20 protein-coding genes and 1 pseudogene are annotated in these 22,047 nt (G+C 47.7%); 11 read left to right on the top strand and 10 right to left on the bottom strand.

Annotated features, from left to right (window positions below; genetic code table 11):
• Positions 1-34: 34 nt before the first annotated feature.
• Together ilvN and KO512_RS15685 are read right to left on the bottom strand one after the other, a co-directional pair.
• Positions 35-526 carry an acetolactate synthase small subunit gene (ilvN, locus tag KO512_RS15690; RefSeq protein ID WP_126160121.1) on the bottom strand — a complete coding sequence of 164 codons (492 nt, stop codon included), beginning with the start codon at positions 524-526 and terminating at the stop codon, positions 35-37.
• Between the two features lie 2 nt (positions 527-528).
• On the bottom strand, positions 529-2,250 hold the full coding sequence (locus KO512_RS15685; RefSeq protein WP_215953296.1) for an acetolactate synthase 3 large subunit: 1,722 nt from the start codon (positions 2,248-2,250) through the stop codon (positions 529-531).
• Between the two features lie 433 nt (positions 2,251-2,683).
• Between KO512_RS15685 and KO512_RS15680 the strand changes: the two genes are divergently transcribed.
• Positions 2,684-2,950, top strand: a complete 267-nt coding sequence (locus KO512_RS15680) for a hypothetical protein (RefSeq protein ID WP_126160119.1) — start codon at positions 2,684-2,686, stop codon at positions 2,948-2,950.
• A 240-nt stretch (positions 2,951-3,190) separates the two neighbouring features.
• Here the strand turns inward: KO512_RS15680 and KO512_RS15675 are convergent, their stop codons facing one another.
• A complete protein-coding gene (locus KO512_RS15675) occupies positions 3,191-4,720 on the bottom strand; it encodes a peptidoglycan-binding domain-containing protein (RefSeq protein WP_215953295.1) in 1,530 nt (509 codons plus the stop codon).
• A gap of 154 nt (positions 4,721-4,874) precedes the next feature.
• Positions 4,875-6,173, bottom strand: coding sequence for a tyrosine--tRNA ligase (gene tyrS, locus KO512_RS15670; protein WP_215953294.1), 1,299 nt, complete (start codon positions 6,171-6,173; stop codon positions 4,875-4,877).
• A 293-nt stretch (positions 6,174-6,466) separates the two neighbouring features.
• On the opposite strand from tyrS, the gene KO512_RS15665 reads away from it, so the two are divergent.
• Both KO512_RS15665 and KO512_RS15660 read left to right on the top strand, forming a co-directional pair.
• Positions 6,467-7,849, top strand: a complete 1,383-nt coding sequence (locus KO512_RS15665) for an OapA family protein (protein ID WP_215953293.1) — start codon at positions 6,467-6,469, stop codon at positions 7,847-7,849.
• 22 nt (positions 7,850-7,871) lie between these two features.
• A complete protein-coding gene (locus KO512_RS15660) occupies positions 7,872-8,981 on the top strand; it encodes an anhydro-N-acetylmuramic acid kinase (protein WP_215953292.1) in 1,110 nt (369 codons plus the stop codon).
• Positions 8,982-8,988: 7 nt separating this feature from the next.
• Here the strand turns inward: KO512_RS15660 and KO512_RS15655 are convergent, their stop codons facing one another.
• From KO512_RS15655 to KO512_RS15645, 3 genes are all read right to left on the bottom strand, one after another.
• Positions 8,989-9,417: an Rrf2 family transcriptional regulator gene (locus tag KO512_RS15655; protein WP_215953291.1), complete on the bottom strand. Its 429-nt coding sequence runs from the start codon at positions 9,415-9,417 to the stop codon at positions 8,989-8,991.
• A gap of 229 nt (positions 9,418-9,646) precedes the next feature.
• Positions 9,647-10,852, bottom strand: coding sequence for an NO-inducible flavohemoprotein (gene hmpA / locus KO512_RS15650; RefSeq protein ID WP_215953290.1), 1,206 nt, complete (start codon positions 10,850-10,852; stop codon positions 9,647-9,649).
• Between the two features lie 75 nt (positions 10,853-10,927).
• A complete protein-coding gene (locus tag KO512_RS15645) occupies positions 10,928-11,311 on the bottom strand; it encodes a hemerythrin domain-containing protein (RefSeq protein ID WP_215953289.1) in 384 nt (127 codons plus the stop codon).
• Positions 11,312-11,440: 129 nt separating this feature from the next.
• Between KO512_RS15645 and KO512_RS15640 the strand changes: the two genes are divergently transcribed.
• Positions 11,441-11,641 (top strand): hypothetical protein, encoded by a 201-nt coding sequence (locus tag KO512_RS15640; protein ID WP_215953288.1) that lies wholly within the window; start codon positions 11,441-11,443, stop codon positions 11,639-11,641.
• Between the two features lie 195 nt (positions 11,642-11,836).
• Here KO512_RS15640 and erpA read toward each other — a convergent pair whose 3' ends face one another.
• Positions 11,837-12,187: an iron-sulfur cluster insertion protein ErpA gene (gene erpA, locus KO512_RS15635; protein WP_126159688.1), complete on the bottom strand. Its 351-nt coding sequence runs from the start codon at positions 12,185-12,187 to the stop codon at positions 11,837-11,839.
• 84 nt (positions 12,188-12,271) lie between these two features.
• Positions 12,272-13,303, bottom strand: coding sequence for an N-acetyl-gamma-glutamyl-phosphate reductase (gene argC / locus KO512_RS15630; RefSeq protein WP_215953287.1), 1,032 nt, complete (start codon positions 13,301-13,303; stop codon positions 12,272-12,274).
• Between the two features lie 197 nt (positions 13,304-13,500).
• Here argC and KO512_RS15625 point away from each other — a divergent pair, with 197 nt between their 5' ends.
• The 6 genes from KO512_RS15625 (at position 13,501) to KO512_RS15600 (ending at position 20,169) form a co-directional block, all read left to right on the top strand.
• Positions 13,501-15,246: a chloride channel protein gene (locus tag KO512_RS15625; RefSeq protein ID WP_215953286.1), complete on the top strand. Its 1,746-nt coding sequence runs from the start codon at positions 13,501-13,503 to the stop codon at positions 15,244-15,246.
• A gap of 21 nt (positions 15,247-15,267) precedes the next feature.
• Positions 15,268-15,918 carry a thiamine phosphate synthase gene (thiE, locus tag KO512_RS15620; RefSeq protein ID WP_215953285.1) on the top strand — a complete coding sequence of 217 codons (651 nt, stop codon included), beginning with the start codon at positions 15,268-15,270 and terminating at the stop codon, positions 15,916-15,918.
• 11 nt (positions 15,919-15,929) lie between these two features.
• Positions 15,930-17,219 carry a glutamate-1-semialdehyde 2,1-aminomutase gene (hemL, locus tag KO512_RS15615; protein ID WP_215953284.1) on the top strand — a complete coding sequence of 430 codons (1,290 nt, stop codon included), beginning with the start codon at positions 15,930-15,932 and terminating at the stop codon, positions 17,217-17,219.
• 3 nt (positions 17,220-17,222) lie between these two features.
• On the top strand, positions 17,223-17,837 hold the full coding sequence (locus KO512_RS15610; RefSeq protein ID WP_215953283.1) for a hypothetical protein: 615 nt from the start codon (positions 17,223-17,225) through the stop codon (positions 17,835-17,837).
• A gap of 383 nt (positions 17,838-18,220) precedes the next feature.
• A complete protein-coding gene (locus tag KO512_RS15605; protein WP_215953282.1) occupies positions 18,221-19,198 on the top strand; it encodes a response regulator in 978 nt (325 codons plus the stop codon).
• Positions 19,195-20,169 (top strand): sensor domain-containing diguanylate cyclase, encoded by a 975-nt coding sequence (locus KO512_RS15600; protein ID WP_215953281.1) that lies wholly within the window; start codon positions 19,195-19,197, stop codon positions 20,167-20,169. Before KO512_RS15605 ends, KO512_RS15600 begins: the two co-directional genes overlap by 4 nt.
• 31 nt (positions 20,170-20,200) lie before the next feature.
• Here the strand turns inward: KO512_RS15600 and KO512_RS15595 are convergent.
• Positions 20,201-20,757: pseudogene (locus KO512_RS15595) on the bottom strand (IS30 family transposase); the annotation flags it as partial.
• 260 nt (positions 20,758-21,017) lie between these two features.
• Here KO512_RS15595 and KO512_RS15590 point away from each other — a divergent pair.
• Positions 21,018-22,022 (top strand): DctP family TRAP transporter solute-binding subunit, encoded by a 1,005-nt coding sequence (locus KO512_RS15590; protein ID WP_215953279.1) that lies wholly within the window; start codon positions 21,018-21,020, stop codon positions 22,020-22,022.
• The last annotated feature ends 25 nt before the right edge of the window (positions 22,023-22,047 follow it).

Here is a 22,047-nt window from a genome sequence, read left to right as displayed (position 1 = left end):
CAGTGAGCGGCTTTTGATCAATAATCAAGGGTCATTATATACTCAAAACTTTCTCACCACGGGACAGACCCGAAACACCCGTACGTACGACTTCCATAATATGTGCCGCACCCAAGGTTTCGATAAAGGCATCCAGTTTATCACTGGCACCGGTCAACTGAACCGTATAGGTGGTTGGCGTCACATCGATGATCTGGCCACGGAAGATATCCGCAGTACGCTTGATCTCGGCCCGCATCTGACCACTGGCCTTCAGCTTGATCATCATCAGCTCACGCTCAACATGATCGCCTTCCGTCAGATCAACCACTTTAACCACATCAATCAGCTTGTTTAGCTGTTTCGTGATCTGCTCGATAACCCGATCACTACCAATGGTCGTAACCGTCAGGCGAGATAGTGTTGAGTCTTCCGTTGGCGCTACGGTGAGTGACTCGATGTTAAAGTTCCGCTGGGAGAACAGACCCACAACCCGAGACAGCGCGCCCGGTTCATTTTCCATCAGCACAGAAATAATATGTCTCATGATCAGGTTCTCTCCGTCTTACTCAGCCACATATCACGCATAGAACCACGTGGTACCTGCATCGGGTATACATGTTCAAACGGATCTACTGTGATATCCATAAATACCATCCGATCTTTCATGGCGAACGCTTTGGTCATCGCCGCTTCCAGATCTTCATATTTATCAACTTTCATGCCCACATGACCATAGGCTTCAGCCAGCTTAATAAAGTCAGGCAGCGATTCCATATAGGAATGTGAGTGACGTGATTCATAGTTCATGTCCTGCCACTGACGTACCATGCCCAGCGACTGGTTATTCAAACAGATAACCTTCAGTGGGATGTTGTACTGGCTAATAGTAGACAGTTCCTGAATATTCATCTGAATACTGCCTTCACCGGTAACACAAACAACCTCTTCATCGGGGAAGTTCATCTTCACGCCCATGGCTGCAGGCAAGCCAAAGCCCATGGTGCCCAAGCCACCGGAGTTGATCCAACGATTCGGTTTATTGAACTTGTAATACTGGGCCGCAAACATCTGGTGCTGACCCACGTCAGAACAAATATAAGCATCACCGCCAGTGACTTTGCTCAGCATCTCGATAACCTGCTGAGGCTTCATCTTCTCAGAGTCATCGGTGCGATAATGTCCGCCGTGACGGGTGCGCCACTCATCGATCTGCTTCCACCAAGAGTCGACAGCTTCTTTCTCTGGCTGCTTCTTACTATCTTTAACCAGCGTCACCATCTCATTCAACACATGCTTAGCAGGGCCAACGATTGGCACGTCCGCTTTAATGGTTTTAGAGATAGAAGCAGGGTCGATATCCACATGGATGATCTTAGCCGTCGGACAGAACTTATCCACACCGTTGGTCACCCGATCATCAAAACGTGCGCCGACGGCGAGAATCAGATCCGCATGATGCATCGCCATATTCGCTTCATAGCTGCCGTGCATCCCCAACATACCGATAAACTGACGATCAGTACCAGGATAACCACCCAATCCCATCAAGGTATTAGTTACCGGCGCGTTGAGAAGCTGCGCTAATTCGGTTAACTCTTTGCTGGCACCGCCCAAGATGACACCGCCACCGGCGTAGATAACCAGACGCTTAGCGCCCAGCACCATATCGACGGCCTTTTTGATCTGACCACTGTGGCCACGGCTCACAGGGTTATAAGAACGCAGCTTGATACTTTTCGGGTATTCATAATTAAAGCGATCGGTTGGGTTGGTCATATCCTTAGGGATATCAACCACAACAGGTCCAGGACGACCACTTTCTGCAATATGAAACGCCTTCTTAATAATAGAAGGAATATCTTCAGGATTTTGAACACTAAAGCTGTGCTTAACAACAGGGCGAGAGACACCGATCATATCGGTTTCTTGGAACGCATCTTCACCGATCAGAGTACTCATGACCTGGCCGGTAATCACCACCATCGGGATTGAATCCATGTATGCCGTAGCAATACCGGTAACCGCATTGGTCGCACCCGGACCAGAAGTCACCAGCGCCACACCGGCTTTACCGGTAGCTCGCGCATAGGCATCGGCCATATGGGTGGCAGCCTGTTCATGGCGAACCAGAACATGTTGCACATCACCCTGCTGAAACAGTGCATCATAAATATGCAGCAGTGCCCCACCGGGATAACCGTAGATGTGTTTCACACCCTCATCTTTAAGGGCGCGAATTAGCATTTCGCCGCCTGAAAGTTGTTCCACAATAGTATCCTCAAATTACACGCACAGAGGCATGTATAAAAAAATCTGATACTGGAGGATGTTATGACGCGCCTACTGGTGTGTAATAACATCAACCAGCAGGCTTTTGCGAAGGTGGTCGGTACGACCAGAGAAAGGCAAAAGCAACTCTTCATCCGATGATTAAGTGTGGGTACACACTGTAAACCCGGGAAGATAAGCTGGGTGTGCTTATCAAGTTTCTGCTTCGGGGTAACCTACTTAGTGCAGAAACATCAAAATTGTGGCGTTATTCTGACAGCAGATCAGGAAATGATCAAGTAAACAGCGCTGATAAAATAAATATTCTTCTCTTGCTGCAATACAGGACTGCCGACTCGATAACGAGAATGCTATAGTGAATGAAAGCTAAAATGAGCTAAACATAGATATTTTTTGATTTGGAGATCGTTGCATGAACACAGCGGAAATTAAAAACAAAGAACGCGCACTAAATGAATTTGTGCTGGTATTGCGCAAGATAATGGTCGAGCCAGACATCTGTAAAACCGCTCTAGATATCACTCGTAAACATATCGATGAAAAAAACGCCAATGTGAAAATTGCCGATGAATTGTCCGCAACGACCAACATAAAAATACCGTTAGAACATAGTGAAGCAGATACTCTGTTTCTGGATATGTTAAAAGACCTAGTCCGTGACGAAAAAGCGCTTTATTAAGCCCCAGCAAGATAAACTGACATCGGGGTCACTAGGCCCCGCTCTCACAACCCTTGACCTCTCTCACTTTAGCCACGCCAATACTGTTATAGCCTTCCCTGAAGCCGCATTACGTTAGCATCTCTGCTAACCCCCCATATCTTTTATCTGACGGTCTAGCACTATGCCAAACTCAATCGCCAGACACACAAACGCCCTGACAAGCCAGGGCGTTTTAACACTAGAGTCTATTAACTGAGGTTATAAACTAACGCCCAGTGCTTTGACTGTTGCCATATTGATATATTCATCAACGGGTAGGTCATTCGCACGCTGGAAGTCGTTAACCGCCGACATGGTCTCACGACCAATAACACCATCGATACGGCCTGGATCAAATCCACCTGCAAGCAGCGCTTTCTGAATATGCGCAATATTAGTGGTGGTCATATTGGTATCGCACAAAATTGAGCGCCATTCCATATAACCCTCTTTATTCAACTTGCTCAGCGTTACTGTCTTATACTCAGCCGGAATTTCGAAGCGTTTCTCTTGCGCCGCAGCAGCAAGCTTAGTCACTTCGACAGTTTCATATTTCGCAGGAATATCAGTTCTTACAAAACCAGCAGGCTGTACAACAACCGTACGCTCTACCGTTTCATACTTGGCCGGCGTTTCTGTTAGACAGATTTTATTACCGGTTCGAGTACTGCGCGGATGAGTCATGTCATGCACTTCATGCCAATCAAACTCATAGTCATGCACTTTTTTGGTCAGTGCCACATCTGAATAAACCGCCGGCACAGCGGTACGTTCTTCCTTGGCCTCAGCAACCAGTTCCTGCACTTTCACCATCTTATACTCTGCAGGAATTTCCACAGTACGAGTACTTGCGGGTGTCACTAGCACTTCTCGGCTGACTGTTTTATAGCTAGCGGGTACTTCAATCAGACACATGATTTCGCCGGTGGCCTGATCGATTTTTTGAATCGGCCCCGTGCCTTTTTTCCATACAGTATGCGCTGGCACATCAACAACTTGTTCAGTGACCGTTTTATATTGCGCAGGCACTTCTTCAATACGGCTGCTGGCTTCTGTAACCATGACCCGCTTTTCAACCCAACGATATTGTGCAGGCACTACGCTAACTTTATCGTAAGCTTCACGAGTCAAAACGGACTCATTAACCTGCTCAAACTCAGCCGGCACATAGTGCTCATGAAAACACATACCTGGGGTGGCTGCATCTAGATCAATACCATCCGCAGCGGCTGCCGCTAGCAAATTCTGACTGGCTGGAGCACTCTTGACGCTTTTATCAATACGCCATACCTGTTCAGCTTCACGAATAAGTTTCTGCTCTCTAACAACATCATACTTAGCAGGTACGGGTGTCATTTTAAAACTGGCGGGCTGAACCATCAGCCGTTCAGTCACTTTTTTATACTGCGCCGGCATAACTTCAACCCGCTGTCCTGCTTCTTTCACCAAAACGGTTTCGGTATAAGATTGATACTCAGGCTCGACCCAAACTCGGGCATAACACTCACCCGCTTTAGCCGAAGGAGGCAGTAAAGGCTCGGATCCTTGCCCCTGCGCGGCTTTATCTGCCAAAACAGCTTCGCGAAGCGCGAGCTCTTTCTCTTTATCGACTAATAACTGATTACGCTGTTCCATCTCAACAGGATCGAAGGCAACGGTAGATTGTGGTGCGTTACTACTACACGCGGCTAAAAAAACCGCTGCGCTTAAACTGGTGATACGAAAAACATGACGTGATGTATTTTGCATACACCCTCCTGATTAGAGATTTATTTAATATTTTTATAAGCATAGATCATAAGTTCAGAATATCTATGCGCTATTCGGCTAAGTTCCGTAGAAAATAAAAATAAAAAAAACGCGCTGATTCTTGCGAATAGCGCGTTTTTTGAAAGCAATATCTCTAGATAGAGAAGAGGTGGTGCTTTTTCTTACCTAATTTAACGAGGAAGAAACGGCCATAGGTGCCATTCGCCGCCGTAAAGATCTCGGCGGCTTTCATATTGTCGTCCATGCCTTTCTCGACACCGTTGACGATCACAGCATTACGTTGCAGCGCATCTTTAATCTGCTTACCAGAAGCCGCCAAACCCGCATCGCTTAGCAATGTGGTCAACGGCGTCTCCGCTAGATCAGCCGCAGACAACGATGATGATGGTAGGCCATCCAATTGCAATTGTTCAAAATCAGCTTCGCTAAGATCAGCCAGGTTACCACTGAATAGTGCTTCAGTGATGCGCATCGCTGCGGTCAAACCCTCGTCACCGTGGACCAAACGTGTCACTTCCCGCGCCAATACCGATTGCGCTTCAGGACGTCCGTCGCGCTCAGCATCCGCTTTTTCCAACGCATCGATCTCATCAACCGACAAAAAGGTAAAATATTTAAGGAACGCGTAAACATCAGCATCGGCGGTTTGCAGCCAGAACTGATAAAACGCATAAGGCGAGGTTTTAGCCGGCGATAGCCAGATCGTGCCGGATTCTGTTTTACCAAATTTGGTACCGTCCGATTTAGTGATCAACGGCAGCGTCAAACCAAACGCCTTGTTACCGTTCATACGCCGTGTCAGCTCAGTACCACCCGTAATATTACCCCACTGATCAGAACCGCCAATTTGCAGTGTACAGTTGTGACTAGCATTCAACTGCTGATAATCGAAAGATTGCAAAATCATGTAGGTAAATTCAGTAAAAGAGATCCCTTCGCCTTCACGGTCGATTCGCTGTTTAACCGATTCTTTCGCAATCATCTGGTTAACCGAGAAGTGCTTGCCGACATCTCGCAAGAACGTCAGGATATCCATCCCACGCGTCCAATCGAGGTTATTGACCACTTCCGCGCTATTCGTGCCGCAATCAAAATCGATAAATTGGCTGACCTGGCCTTTGAGTTTATCGACCCAACCCGCTACCGTTTCATCGTCATTCAGTTTGCGCTCCTGGGCTTTAAAGCTCGGATCACCGATCAGTCCCGTTGCACCACCCACCAGCGCAAGTGGTTTATGACCCGCTTGCTGAAAGCGTCTGAGCGCTAACAGTGGCACTAAAGAACCAATATGAAGACTGTCTGCCGTAGGGTCAAAACCACAATAAAGGGTGACAGAACCTTCAGCCAGATGTTGTTCCAGTTCTTCTTCACTGGTCATCTGCGCGATCAAACCGCGCGCACTAAGATCCTGTAGCAGTGTTTTGTCTGTCATTGCCTTCTATTAACCCTTCGCATAATAAGTAGTCATAATTGATGGGCCGTATTCTACCCTTCCGGATTAAATCCGACAAACCCATGATACTTATAATGGTATGAAGACAACAACGACTCGATTTTTAACGCTATAAACCTAAAAACTGAGGCTATTCAGAGACAACTGTATCTCCAGATAATGACAACTTCTCTCTATATACACCCTTTTTCGCCGATAGAGTGTGAATATTTCGATTATTTAAATGCTTCCGGTATACTTTGCGAAACGTTTAAATTCTGAGGCCGTATCACGTGTTGTTAATCAAGCGACTAAAACAGCATATTCCTGTTACCCACCTAATGGCGGCCACGATATGCACGACCATTGTGGGTCTAACCGCCATGCTTATACCATCGGAAGAAGCCCCAGCATCGGTATTTAACCAGACCCTCACGACAACCATACAACTTCCACTGACTCCCATCGTCGCCGATGAATCTAGCAACACTGTCGAGACGGCTGAGATCGTCTCAGAACCAGCAATAGCAGCCTCTGCCCAGCCACAACCACAACCACAACCACAACAAATCATCGAACAGTGGCAGGACTTTACCGTACGTAACGGTGATACCCTCACCTCAATTTTTAAGCGCGCAGGTCTTAGCAGCCGAGATGCCTTCTTGGTGAGTGATGCGGTAAAAGAGACAAACGCACTAAAACGGATCTATCCGGGTCAAACCCTCAGCTTTGTTATTAACGATCATCAGCTACACAAGCTGAAACATATCCGTAATCAACTAGAAAGCTCAATGATCATCGCAACTGATCAAGGTTACCGCGTTAAAGAGATTGAGAAACAGCCCGATATCACTCCACGCTTTGTCAAAGGCACTATTGAAAACTCCCTGTTTCTTGATGCCTCACGCGCAGGGTTATCGGACCGTATGATTATGGAGCTAGCCGCCATCTTCGGTTGGGATATCGACTTCGTATTGGACCTTCGCCAAGGCGATCATTTCAATCTAGTCTACGAAGAAAAATTTCTCGATGGTAAAAAGATAGGTGAAGGCAATATTCTCTCCGCCCAGTTCGTTAACCAAGGAGAGACCTATACTGCCATTCGCTATACCGACAGTAATGGAGATAGCAGTTTTTATACGCCACAGGGCGACAGTATGCGCAAAGCCTTTTTACGCAGCCCAGTGGATTTTGCACGGATTAGCTCCAGCTTCAAAACACGCCGCAAGCACCCTATTCTGGGACTTACCCGTGCCCATAAAGGAACGGACTATGCAGCTCGAACAGGCACGCCGATTAAAGCGGCAGGAGATGGAAAAATCATCTGGCGCGGCAAAAAAGGTGGCTACGGCAACTGTGTTATCGTTCAACATGGTGGCAACATCACTACCCTTTACGGCCATATGAACAATTACCGCAAAGGCCAGAAGAACGGCAGCCGCGTCCGACAGGGTGATGTTATTGGCTATGTCGGCCAGACAGGACTCGCCTCAGGCCCCCATTTGCATTATGAGTTCAGGGTTAACGGCGTCCACAAAAACCCTCAAACGGTTAAATTACCTCATGCCGCTCCTCTAGACAAAGCTGAACGAGCTCCATTTTTCGCCGTCGCGGAACAAGCACTCGCGCAGTTGGCGTCATACAAGGCAACCCAACTGGCCTCTGCATCTAAGTGACCGCCGACTATCGAGAACCGCAATGAACGCTCCGATCTTTATAGGCCTGATGTCCGGCACCAGTCTCGATAGTATCGATGCAGTCGCGGTGCGCTTTGAGCCGACCTTTGAGCTAATAGCCAGTCATAGCGAACCCATTCCTGCTGCGATTCATGCCGCCACCCTCGCGTTATTTAACCCCGGCGATAATGAAATTGAACGCGTGGGCAGACTCGACCTAGCACTGGCTGAACTTTTTGCCACGGCGGTCGAAAACCTGATCAAGCAACATAGCCTTAAGCGCTCTAACATTGCAGCGATTGGCAGTCACGGCCAAACCATTCGCCACCGCCCCAACGCCCATTTTACCCTCCAGATTGGCGATCCAAACTTAATTGCTGAACGCACTGGCATCACGACCGTCGCCGACTTTCGCCGCCGAGATATGGCCGCCGGAGGCCAAGGCGCGCCCTTAGTACCCGCATTCCATAGCGCGCTATTCCGCCAACCTGAGCAAAATAGGATACTGGTTAATATTGGAGGCATGTCCAATCTAACGATTCTAGACGCTGATCTAGATAAACCGGTACTCGGCTATGACACAGGACCTGGCAATGTCTTGATGGATAGCTGGATTATGCAGCATCAACAAAAAAGCTATGACCGAGATGGTCAGTGGGCCGCGACAGGCACCGTGATACCTCAGCTTTTACAAACAATGCTAGCACTGCCCTATTTCAGCGAAACACCGCCTAAAAGTACCGGCCGAGAGCAATTTAACCATCATTGGATTGAGCAGCAGGTTGCAGCACTGGAGACACAACCTCTGCCGAAGGATGTTCAGGCAACGCTGCTGGAATTAACGGCTCGTTCGATCGCCGATGCCATTAACAATCACCAATTAAACAACGTGCAAGTCTTCCTCTGTGGTGGCGGCAGCTACAATCAACAACTCAAAGCACGACTCGCAACACTACTTGCGCCTAACTATTTAGGCACTACTACCGACCTGAACCTTAATCCGGACTGGGTTGAGGCCGCTGCATTTGCTTGGCTAGCCTACCGCACCCTTAACCATCAGAGCGGTAATGAGCCCGGCGTCACCGGTGCAGCAGGCTATCGCCCATTGGGTGCTATTTACTGGGGGGAATAACGTAATTTTAGACAGCGGTCATTAACGGAATTAACTGGTGTTTATTGACTATTAAATCCGCTAAAGTATATTTTCGCATTGTATCGAGATATGCCTGCATCCCTTCCATCAGGGCATTTTTCAACTCGCAACAAGGCACTAACTGACAGGCGGTAGTGGCGCAATCAACCCCATCAAGATGATTTTCTAGCTGCTCAATCACATCCCCTATATTGATCAATTCAGGCTTCACAGCCAACCGAATACCACCATTTTTGCCGCGAATCGTTTGCACATAACCCGATTTAGCTAATTGGCCGATAACTTTAACCATATGGCTCTGAGACACGCGGTAGACTCTCGAAACCTCCGCCACACTACTCAACTGATCGTCTTTCAAGCAGGCAAGATACAACAGTGTGCGTAGGCCAAAATCAGTGAAAGCCGTAAGTCTCATGAACACTCCAAGACGGATAAAAAGATTAATAAAACGGGGTCCAATAACTATACCCCGTTTAATTACGACACAATAGCCGCCATCTCTATAAACGCCGTAACAACAGATTACAACCCGTCGCCAAGACCATAAAGACTCGCCCACAGGCTTAACTGATCGGTGCTGTCACCAAAGTACAGCGACATAATACCGGGCACCGCGACGCTCTTATAAATAAGCTTTATCAACGTCAGCCCAAACTTTCACTCGGGCCAAAGACCTCATAATTTAACTGTGCGTCATCAACCCCTAACCCTTTCAACTGACGGTAGATCGCGCGCATAAATGCCAATGGGCCACAGAAATAGAACTCCGCATCAGCAGGACAGTAATGCGCCAGCCATTCACGGGTGATATAGCCTTGATGATCATAATCACGGCCCTGTTTGGCAGCCGACGGATCGTCATAGAAAGTGACCGCTGTCAGTTTGGGATAATCTTGTTTCAGGCAACCGATATGCTGCGCAAACGCATGGGACTGACGGTTGCGGGCTCCCTGTAACCACACGATATCTCGGCTGTCATTTTTCAATAACAGATCGTTCAACATACTTATCATAGGCGTAACACCCACCCCGCCGCTAATCAGCACCACCGGACGGTCATTGTGTTTTAAAAAGAAGTCTCCACCGGGCATATGTACCGCCAACTGACCGCCTAGTTTCAGATGGTCATGTAGGTAATTTGATACCCGGCCTGCTGGCACACCTTCCTCTGCTGCGGGTTCACGCTTCACCGAAATCCGATAACCTTCGGCGCGGGGGGAATCAGAAAGACTATATTGGCGAATCTCTTCATATTGCCAGTCGGGACTCGCTATTTTGATACTCAGGAACTGCCCAGGACGGTACTCAGGCAAGGGTTTACCATCAAGAAGGCGCAGATAAAAAGATCGAATCTCATCACTCTCATCGACAATACGGTCAACCTTAAACGCTTTAAAACCTTTCCAGCCCTCAGCCTTTGCCTCGGCATATAACTGTTCTTCGCGACCAATCAGAATATCCGCGAGCTTCTGATAGGCTTCAGCCCAAGCGGTCAACACTGTATCGGTCGCCACTTCAGCGCCTAGTACCTCACGAATCGCTCGCAGTAGATTACGACCAACAATGTCATATTGTGCCGGGGTGATATCAAGACTGAAATGCTTCGCGGCAATTTTCTCAACTGTGCCTCCGAGCGCACTCAGGTTATCAATATGGGCCGCATATCCCAGAATAGCCGCTGCCAGTGTAGACTGCTGCCGTCCACTCGCCTGACTCGCCATATTAAAAACATGTTGTAGTTCAGGATGTTCTGCAAAGAGCAGGCGATAAAAGTGTTGTGTGATCGCCTCTCCAGAAGCCTGAATAGCAGGCACGGTGGCTTTTACGACCGTTATTGTCTCAGTTTTCATATTCACCCTTAGTTATTACATAGAACGATTAAATAGTTAGTTTTTAGTTTTACTCTTTAAGCATATGAAGCCGCATCAGTGAGTGTGGTTATGTTCCAACCGATCATAATGACTCACTTCTAAACAGGGGAACAACTCCCGCTCCTCAAAACGAACATGCGCCTTTAACAAGTTGGCAAAGGTTGCTAAATTTTTCGCATCGGGTGACGCCATTAGCGAGCGCAGCTGTCGATGCTCATCTCGAAAGCGTTGCAACAGGGGCTCATCAATTCCTTCAACTAACACCTCTTCTTCATAAAAATGCGCGGCAAGCTCTGCCTGAAATTGATCACCCACCTGCTGCCAATAGTCCACAACAGCCTCGGCTCCCTCAGTCGCGCGCTCCAAGATCCGCTTCACATGCACCAGCGCCGTATGGTGCTCCCGACTCAAGGGTTTAAGAATCTCTGATCTATTCACCTAACTGCTCCTATCTAGCCGCGAGTCACTACTCGGTTGCGGCAAGCATAATATTTAAATATTCATTTGATATGAATATTATTTAACAATAACATGCATGTCAAATGAACATTAAAAGTGAGCATCACCATGGTTATTTGGTCAACTAGCGAGGTCTACGTCTTTGTTGCTGTTATGGTAATGATCGTGCTTAAGCTCTGGAGCGTCTGGCATATTTCACTTAAGGCAGGCGCCAATCGGGAGGGGCGAGCTATTTTTCTCGGTTTACTCACAGGCCTAACCCTGTTTGGCTTAACGGCTAAGGTCTATATCTCCCATGTATTGAGTTAATCACTTGGGAAGAGAGCGACGCCAGGCGTTATAAAGAGTCATGGGGAAAGTTCATACTTCACCCGCTACCCAAGCCGCAACGGGTAAATTCTGCCGGATCAGAAACACAAAAACCCCGTAAAAGGACTATTTACCAAAGTAAATAAGCTTTTACGGGGTTATCTAACGCTTACTTGTTAGAGCGTTTGGTACTGGTCAGATCGAAAAAGAGGAACCACAGCCACAGGTTGTCGTTGCATTAGGGTTGTTAATCACAAATTGAGAACCCTGCAGGCCCTCTTTATAATCCACCACCGAACCCACCAGATACTGATAGCTCATGGGATCAATCAGCATCGTGACGCCATCATTTTCAATTGCGGTGTCATCATCAGCAACCGCTTCATCAAAAGTGAAACCGTAAGAGAAACCCGCACAACCTCCACCGGTAATAAATACCCGTAGTTTAAGGTTATCGTTCTGCTCTTCTTCGATCAGACTCCTTACCTTCGCCGCTGCGGAATCGGAAAAAACCATGTCCGGCTGCTGGTCAGTCATCTCTGTCATATCTGCTCACTCACTCGTGTTTACCCATTCAGAGACCTATTATCTATTTAACCGACTAATTTAGTCAAGTATAGAAAATCTCAACTAAGGCATCATCCCTGCGTGTCGCAACCCTTCAGTCTCATCAAAGCCGAACATAATGTTCATATTTTGGATCGCCTGACCTGCCGCTCCTTTCACGAGATTATCGATAACAGACAGCACCACGACGGTATCGTCATTCTGTGGCCGGAAGACACTGATACGACAAACATTCGCGCCTTTAACACTGCGGGTTTCCGGATGGCTACCGGCGGGCATCACATCAACAAACGGCTCATCGGCATAGCGTTCTTCAAACAGTGTTTGCAAGCCATCGACCGGATCTTTCAGAATACCGTAAAGCGTGGCATGAATACCCCGAATCATCGGCGTTAGATGCGGTACAAAGGTCAGCCCAACCGGACGACCTGCCGCTTCACTCAGGCCCTGCTTAACTTCAGGTAGATGACGATGACCCGCTACGCCATAGGCTTTCATGCTTTCGCTGCTTTCACACAACAGCGAGCCGACATTAGCTCCACGGCCTGCGCCACTAACACCGGACTTAACATCAGCAATGAGACGACGGTGATCGATCAGGCCATTTTCCACCAGCGGTAGAAAACCCAGTTGAGTCGCTGTCGGATAACAGCCCGGACAAGCAAGCATCCGAGCGTCTTTAATCGCTGCTCGGTTAACTTCCGGTAGACCATAGACCGCTTGCGCCGCCAGTTCTGGGCTAGTGTGCTCCATGCCATACCATTTAGACCAGAGTTCGAGGTCTTTAATCCGGAAATCCGCTCCAAGATCGATCACCCGTACACCCCGTTCAACCAGTTCAGGCGCCATTTTCATTGCCACACCATGCGGCGTGGCAAAGAACACCGCATCACACTGCGCCAGTCTGTCTACATCGGGTACCGTGAACTGCAGATCGTAGTGACCACGCAAGTTGGGATACATATCGTCGATTCGCATACCTTCCTCAGATCGGGAAGTAATGACCTCAACCGATACTTCAGGATGGTTTGCTAACAGCCTTAGCAGCTCTACGCCGGTATAACCGGTGCCGCCTACGATACCTACTTTGATCACTTTGACCTCTCAATTGGTTCTACGGTTTTCTATTCAGTCTGCGTATGATACAAACCCTTGAGGGGCATTACTATTGCATGCGACTAAAATAGGTAATGAAAGCAGCACTACTTGTCATGAGATTATATCGCTGGCACTCAGAGTCAGCCCTTCTCTTTCCATTTCCATGCTTTTAAAAAAAGGCTGATTCGTTTCAGATGTTCAAAGACTCGTTCTCATTTGCTCACTTCCGTAATCGACTCGCTCATGTCGAAGCACTACCGCAGCTGGTCCTACTGGGTATTCTCTCAGGGTTGGCATCCGGCTTAGTCATTATCGCCTTTCGTCTGCTGATTGATCTGCCGCTGGAAGCTTGGCTACCCGGCGGTCAGAGTGAGAATTTTGAAGCATTACCCGTCTGGATGCGTGTACTGTTACCGATTACCGGTACGGCGGTTCTGGCATTAATGTTCTGGAAGTTATTACCCGCCACCCGAAAAGTCGGTGTGCTCCATGTCATGGAACGGCTCAGCTATCACCAAGGTAATCTGCCGGCAAAAAATATGTTGGTGCAATTTTTTGGCGGAGCGATCGCGTTATTAACCGGCCACTCCGTCGGGCGTGAAGGTCCCGCCGTTCATTTGGGAGCCGCCTGCGGCAGTCTCGTCGGACAGGTACTTCGACTACCCAATAATTCCCTGCGCATTCTGGTCGGTTGTGGCGTAGCCGCCGCTATTTCGGCCGCCTTCAATACTCCGCTCGCGGGCGTCATCTTCTCGATGGAGGTGATTTTGATGGAATATACGGTGATCGGCTTCACCCCAGTGCTCGTGGCATCGGTCACCGCAGCACTACTATTACGCTTTGTTTACGGTGATGAGTCAGCGTTCACTATTCCTGCACTGCAGATACAATCAATGGCTGAGCTACCATTTGTGATTCTGCTCGGGGTTGTATGTGCCTTGGTCGCCGCGGCATTTATCAGCATTATGCTGCAAACACAAAAATCAGTTACTTGGCCTTTAGGCGTGAAGTTATTAGTCGCCGGCGTGTTAACAGGCATAGTCGCCATCAGTTATCCACAGGTGATGGGGCTTGGCTATGACACCCTGTCGGAGGTTCTACAGGGGCATATGGGCTTGGCTCTACTAGCTGGGCTGCTAATTGCCAAAGGGTTACTCACGCCAGTGGTACTCGGCCTCGGCGTGCCTGGTGGCTTAATCGGCCCAACCCTGTATATAGGCGCCGTTACGGGTGCCACCTTTGCCTTACTCGTTGCCTATGTAACCGGTGCTAATCATTCTGGTGTGGGTTTCTATGCCATGCTCGGCATGGGAGCCATGATGGCGGCGGTACTGAATGCTCCGCTAGCCGCGCTGATCGCGTTATTGGAGCTAACAGCCAACCCCAACATCATCTTTCCCGGCATGATCACCATCGTTGTTGCCAGCACCACCGTACGCTTTTTCTTTCAACAACCTTCGATCTTTCTTAACCTACTCAATGCACAAGGGCTGGATTATCGTCAGGAGCCCTTAACCCAAGCACTCTCTCGGCAAGGCGTTACCAGTGTCATGAGTAGCCATTTTATCCGCAGTGATATTATGATCAACTGTGAATCTGCCGTGCAGATACTGGAACAACAGCCCGAATGGTTAATTCTCGAAGACAGTAAAGAGCTACCTCGCTATATCCTGCTCCCCATCAGTCTTAAACAGTTTATCGAACAGGAAACAGAGCAAAATGGTTTCAATCCTTCACTGGAACTCACATTAACGGAAGTCCCTGCAATACGTAAAGATATCGTCGCCATCGGCATTAATGCGACGCTTAAAGAGGCACTCGACCGCATGAATCAACAACGAGTCGATGCGCTATGGATACAAAACTATAGCAAAGAGATCGCCGGTATACTGACCCGGGAACAGGTCGAGCATTTTTATACCCAAAAAATTGAATCATAATCAGAGTGACTGAGTAATCCGATGACAGAGTTTTCGTTACGCGGCCTGTACGCTATTACCGATAGCACCCTAATGCCCAATACTGATAGTTTACTGCTTCAAGTAGAACAAGCCCTGCGCGGCGGTGCTCGAATTCTGCAATACCGTGACAAATCAACCCATCAGGCGCTCCGTCTGCAACAAGCCTTAGCTTTGGTTGACTTATGCCAGCAATACCATTGCCCGATACTCATTAATGATGATGTTGAATTAGCCAAAGCCAGCGGTGCCGACGGCGTTCATCTCGGCCAAAGTGATGGTAATATCCGCCAAGCTCGCAGCTTTCTCGGGCCAGCAGCCATTATTGGCAATACCTGCCACAACTCACTCGAACTGGCACGCACCGCCTGCCAACAAACGGCGGACTATGTAGCCTTTGGCGCGGTGTTTCCCTCTAGCACTAAACCTAACGCCACCCATGCCTCCATTAGCCTGATCAGTGAAGCCAAAGCGACACTACCCGTTCCGGTAGTAGCGATTGGCGGCATTAATATGGATAATGCAGATCAGGTTATTTCCGCCGGAGCCGATATGATCGCCGTCATCCACAATCTGTTTGCCAACGATGATATTTGCGCCCAGGCCGGACAGTTTAACGCCCTGTTTAACTGCTCCGCTCACGACACGAATTAAGAGAGCCCAACATGTCCCGTTCAGAGTCTTTATTCCAAGCCGCTCAAGCCCATATTCCAGGCGGTGTTAATTCACCGGTACGCGCGTTTAAAGGTGTTGGCGGCACGCCAATCTTTTTTAAACGGGGTGAAGCGGCGTATATGTTCGACGAGGATGATAAACGCTACATCGACTATGTTGGCTCATGGGGCCCAATGATTCTTGGCCACTCGCACCCCACCGTGATGGATGCCGTACGCAAAGTCATGGACTCTGGTCTAGGCTTTGGCGCGCCCACTGCCATCGAAATCGAAATGGCCGATAAAGTCTGTGAAATTATGCCCGGCATGGACTTAGTACGAATGGTCAGCTCCGGCACTGAAGCGACTATGAGCGCGATTCGCCTTGCCCGTGGTTATACCGGACGTGACAAAATTGTTAAATTTGAAGGCTGCTACCACGGCCACTCGGACTCACTATTAGTCAAAGCCGGCTCCGGTATGCTGACCCTTGGTGAGCCAAGCTCCCCTGGCGTACCGGCTAGCCTCGCAGAACACACCATCACGCTAACCTACAATGATATCGACAATGTCCGTCAAGCATTTGCTGAAGCGGGTAATGAGATCGCTTGTATTATTGTTGAACCCGTCGCTGGCAACATGAACTGTATCCCACCGGTACCGGGTTTCCTGCAAGGGCTTCGCGAGGTTTGTGATGAGTACGGCGCGGTCTTGATTATCGATGAAGTGATGACTGGTTTTCGGGTTTCGCTGACCGGTGCTCAAGGTTATTACGGTGTTACCCCAGACCTAACCACTATGGGTAAAGTGATTGGCGGCGGTCTGCCGGTCGGTGCCTTCGGTGGTAAACGTGAAATCATGGAATACATCTCGCCACTCGGACCGGTTTATCAAGCCGGTACACTGTCGGGTAACCCACTGGCCATGGCTGCAGGGCTGGCAATGCTGAATGCACTTCAGGAAGAGGGTTTTCATGAAAAGCTCAGCGCCAAAACCGAACTGCTAACCCAAGGCTTTGAAGCGATGGCACTGCGTCATGGTGTTCCCTTCACCACCACTCAGGTGGGCGGTATGTTTGGTCTGTTCTTTACCGATCAAGAGCAGGTCACCTGCTTCGCTGAGGTGATGCAATGCGATGCCGAAAAATTTGGCCGCTTCTTCCACGGTATGCTAGATGAAGGTATCTACTTAGCACCGTCGGCATTTGAAGCCGGTTTTATGTCTCAGGCTCATACCGAAGACGATATCAACGCCACCATCGAAGCGGCAGGTCGGGTATTTGCTAAATTGGCTGCGGAATAAACCATGCTGATTAGTCTGGCATACGGGGCGCTGTTAATCAGCGCGCTGTTCGCAGCACTGCAACTGCAACGTAAAGCACAGTCCCTAAGCGAGGAACCTAAGGCGACGTTACAAGCCGCAGCCTTAAGTGCGGTATTTCTCGGCATTTGGGCACTATCGGAGCTGATCAGTAAATCCGATAGTATCGCTGGAACCGATATCGCCACGCTACAGCGACTCTTGAGTAATCTCGCTTACTTTGTTGCTCTGCCGTTTTTTGCCACCGCGCTACTGGTTAGCGCACGTCATTGTCATTGGCAACGTCCCGCTTGGGGGCGCTGGCTGATCGGATTGTTTGCTCTGTTTGAACTATTACGCCGTATGGAGCATGGCGAGCTCTACACTCAGGTAGTCGCTGTCGCTGTCACGGCGACGATGTTCTTGGCAGCAGGATCTAACCAGAAACGATTACGAGGAATCACTCTGCTAGCCACCGTCAATATGGCTATCGCGCTGCTCTTAATGGGCCCCGGCACATTGCTCGCCAATCAACTCTTCAATCATGATCTCCTATACCCATTATTTCTAGCGGGCGCCCTACCCCTGTCGACTATCGCCATAAAACAAAGCGTTCGGTAAATAACACCGCCTGACAACTGTGCCACTCAATAAGGCCTGTCAGGCTTTTTCTTCTACAACAATAATGGTTTTCCACTCTCACCATTCACATACCAGCCCAATAATCTGGATTAACAAGCTGTCAAATAAACTCCGCTAATCCGTAATAACCAAATTTATTTGAGCAATTGTTCACCTATTGTTAAATCAAATTGAGCACTCGATCATAAAAAGAATGGTTTTAAATTAAATAGTTAGGTTTAAATAATAAAAGCATCCCGCCAATACTGAGAAGAAAATCCTCAAAATAGGCAGATTTAATCAACGCTGATGGCGTGACTTTATACGCTATCTGAGTATCATGTTTAAACATTTTAAGGTTTTGAATCTAAAGGAAAGCGCACTTGCACTCAGCCGTTCCAATCGTTATCTGTGATGATTCTCGCCTAGCACGAAAGCAAATAGCCTCTGCACTTCGAGGTTGGAATGTTGAGATTACCTTTGCCGAAAACGGCCTTGAAGCCTTAGAAGCCGTCCACACAGGCAAAGGGGATATCCTCTTTCTCGATCTAAATATGCCTACGATGGATGGCTATCAGACGCTGGAACATATCCGTAGCGATGATCTGCCGACGATGGTTGTCGTCGTTTCAGGCGATATTCAGCCTGAAGCACAAAAGCGGATTATGGCCCTCGGGGCTTTAGCCTTTATTAAAAAACCTTGTTCATCTGACATTATTGCAGACGTGCTAAACCAATACGGCTTACTCACAGAACTTGAACATTCTGAAAGTCATTTAGCCAATGAAGAAGTCCTAGAACTACCCGACTATTATCAAGAAGTTGCCAATGTCGCGATGGGCCAGGCGGGCAATCAATTAGCGCGTCTATTAAATACATTTATTGCTCTGCCGATCCCAAAAGTCAGCCTTGCCTCTCCTGCTGAAATTGAAATGATATTGCTCAGTGCCACCAGCCGTAATTTTGATTTAGTCAGCCAAGGGTTCGTTGGACCCAATCTAGCCGGTGAGGCCTTATTACTCATTCAGCGGGACAATCTCGATACTATCGCTCAATTAATGGATATGCAGGGACAAACGGATCAACTTGACGCTGATTTACAAATGACCCTCTCCAACACTCTTATTGGCGCATTCACCACGGGTTTTTCGAAGCAACTTGATATCACCTTAAGTCGAGCAACACCGATCATTCTACGCGACTTTTCTGAGCTTCCAGAACAAAATACTCAGTGGCAAAAAACCTTAATGATAACCATTGATTATCAATTAAAATCACACGATTTTTATTGTGAACTACTCATCATATTCACGGAAGATTCACTGCCTAAACTAAAAGAGATGGCGAGATATTTTCCATGAATAACACCATACACCAAGAACATGATATTGATGATATCCACTGGATTCTGGGGCTATTACAGAATTTTGAAGCAGGCCTAATCGTTGTCGACCGATATCACCATATCTGTCTATGGAATGGCTTTATGGAAAATCATTCGGGCATTTCGGCGAGTAAAGCCGCTAACCAACAGCTTTTTAGTCTGTTCCCGGAATTACCTGAGCGCTGGTTAAGAAAAAAAATGGAAGGTGTCCTGCTGCTCAGTAACACGGCTTATATATCCTGGGAACAAAGACCCTACCTATTTCAATTTAAGAGTCACCGCCCGATAACCGGCAGCTCACCCTATATGTACCAGAATGTCACTTTGACCCCCTTGAGTTCACCAACGGGCCAAGTAAATCATATCGGTATTTTGATCTACGACACCACTGATAATGCTATCGCACAACAAGAACTACAAGCAGCAAATAAGCGACTACAATCACTCAGTCGAGTAGATGGCCTAACGGGATTATATAATCGAGCCTATTGGCAGGAGTGCCTTGAAAAAGAGTTTGCTCGCTTTGGCCGTCGACAAGAGACCTCTTCGTTAATTATGTTTGATATCGATCACTTTAAAAAAGTGAATGATACCTATGGTCACCAAGCCGGTGATATTGTCATCCAAACCATTGCGGACACTCTGCAAAAACAAGCCCGCAAAACAGACTTTACCGGTCGTTATGGCGGTGAAGAATATAGCGCCATCCTCGTGGACACCAGCGGTGAAAATGCGATCATCTTTGCTGAGCGGCTGCGTGCGGCGGTTGAATCATCAGTGGTCGAATACGCAGGCCACAAAATATCAGTCACCATTAGTATCGGCATCTCTGAAATTAAACTCGAACAAAGTAATGAAGTTGAATGGCTAGAAGAAGCCGATAAAGCACTGTATCAATCGAAGCAGGGTGGACGTAATCGCGTCACTCTTTTCAGTGATAGCCAATAACGACACCGCCGAGAAAACAGATAACCCTAGGGTGCATACGACTTTTACGCTCTGCCAGCGTGACGAGTGCCCTAGTGCCTTGTTTACCCTGAACAGTGACTTCCCAACCGCCAAAGCGTTCTTTATTTTCGACACCTCAGGTCGCTCATCTATCGAACAAGGATCGGGTATTACACAACGCTTTGTATTCACGCCTCGTCGATAACGTTTATGTCCTTGCCGTAGCGCTTTGTAAAGCGTTCCGCCAGCGGATTTATTTGCAGCGATATAGCGGTAGATCCACTCGTGACTGACTGGCATATCAATTAAATGCCCAACACCGCTAATCTGCTCTGGACTCCAGTGAAGTGACAAACCAAGTTCAACATACTCAACCGTTAACGCTGGAATTTTGTATTTAGCTGCCAAAGTCTTACGCTCTTGAGTCTTCTGCTGAGCCTGTTCAGGATGATAACCATCCTTTGATCCGTTTCGGTCGAGTTCTCGATAAACGGTTGAACGATGTACATCGATTGTTTTAGCGATAAAAACAGACCGATAACCCTGCGCAAGAAGAATCGATATCTGGTATCGTTTCCCTTTGGTCATTCGGTCAACTGTTGATATGTCATAGTGATACACTTTGTCTTTAGCGAGAAGAAACGTACCACGGTCAGCAGTTGACCACCTCTCCACCTTTAGCAAAAAGTGTCGCACTTATTACATGAATCCCCGCTTATCTATTGAGTAATTGCTTAAAAGAACAATTTTTCACTCAAGAGTAGTCCATCTTTCTAATATAAAGTTAAGTCTAGACTGAACTTCTGTTAATATCTGCCACTTTAAAAAAAATAATATTGGAGCAAATAATGAACATTAAAAAATGGCTGGCACTGAGTGCTGCCTGCTTAAGCTTAGGTGCTGCACCTGTTTTTGCACAAGAAACCCGTGAATTTTCAGTCTCTACTGTTTTATCAGATGCCTTTCCTTGGGGGCAAGCAGCCAGCAAATGGGCTGAATTGGTAGAAGAACGTTCGGATGGTCGTATTACGCTAAAAGTTTATCCCAACGCACAATTGGTATCCGGCGATCAAACTCGTGAGTTTTCTGCTATGCGCAGCGGTTTAATTGATATGGCCGTTGGTTCAACCATTAACTGGTCAACTCAAGTACCAGAAGCCAACCTTTTCTCATTACCTTTTTTGATGCCTGACAACGCAGCCGTTGATGCGATTACCCAAGGTAAAGCAGGACAAATGGTTTTTGATGCCATTGAAAAACGTGGTATTGTTCCCTTGGCCTGGGGTGAAAATGGTTTTCGTGAATTATCTAACTCGCGCGGCATTTTAACTCAACCGGCAGATTTAAAAGGCTTAAAAGTACGCGTCGTTGGATCACCACTGTTTTTAGACACGTTTAACGCACTGGGTGCTAACCCTACTCAAATGAGCTGGACGGATGCTTTGCCTGCATTAACGACTGGCGCTGTTGATGGTCAAGAAAACCCTTTATCAGTATTTGATGTTGCTCGCGCCGATCGTGCTAATCAAAAATACCTAACACTCTGGCATTATATGAATGATCCACTCATCTTTGGTGCAAGTAAGCGTGTTTGGTCTAAATTATCGACTGCGGATCAACAGCTACTAAAGCAAGCTGCGTATGATGCTGGTCAGTGGGAGATTGCTAAATCACGTGCAGAACTGGATGCTACGCTTAAATCTATTCGTGACCGTGGTGTAGAAGTGACAGCTCTTACGCCTGAGCAACACCAAGCTTTTGTTACAGCTACCCAAGGTGTTTACAAAAAGTGGATACCAAAAATTGGTGAAGACTTAGTAGAAGCAGCACAAGCAGCCATTACCAATCGTTAATTAATAATAGCTACTTAAAGATCAA

Origin of the sequence: Amphritea atlantica (assembly GCF_018860855.1) — a bacterium.
Taxonomy (GTDB): domain Bacteria; phylum Pseudomonadota; class Gammaproteobacteria; order Pseudomonadales; family Balneatricaceae; genus Amphritea; species Amphritea atlantica_A.
Note: the sequence above shows the minus strand (reverse complement) of the source record. Positions and strands in the feature narration are given on the sequence as shown.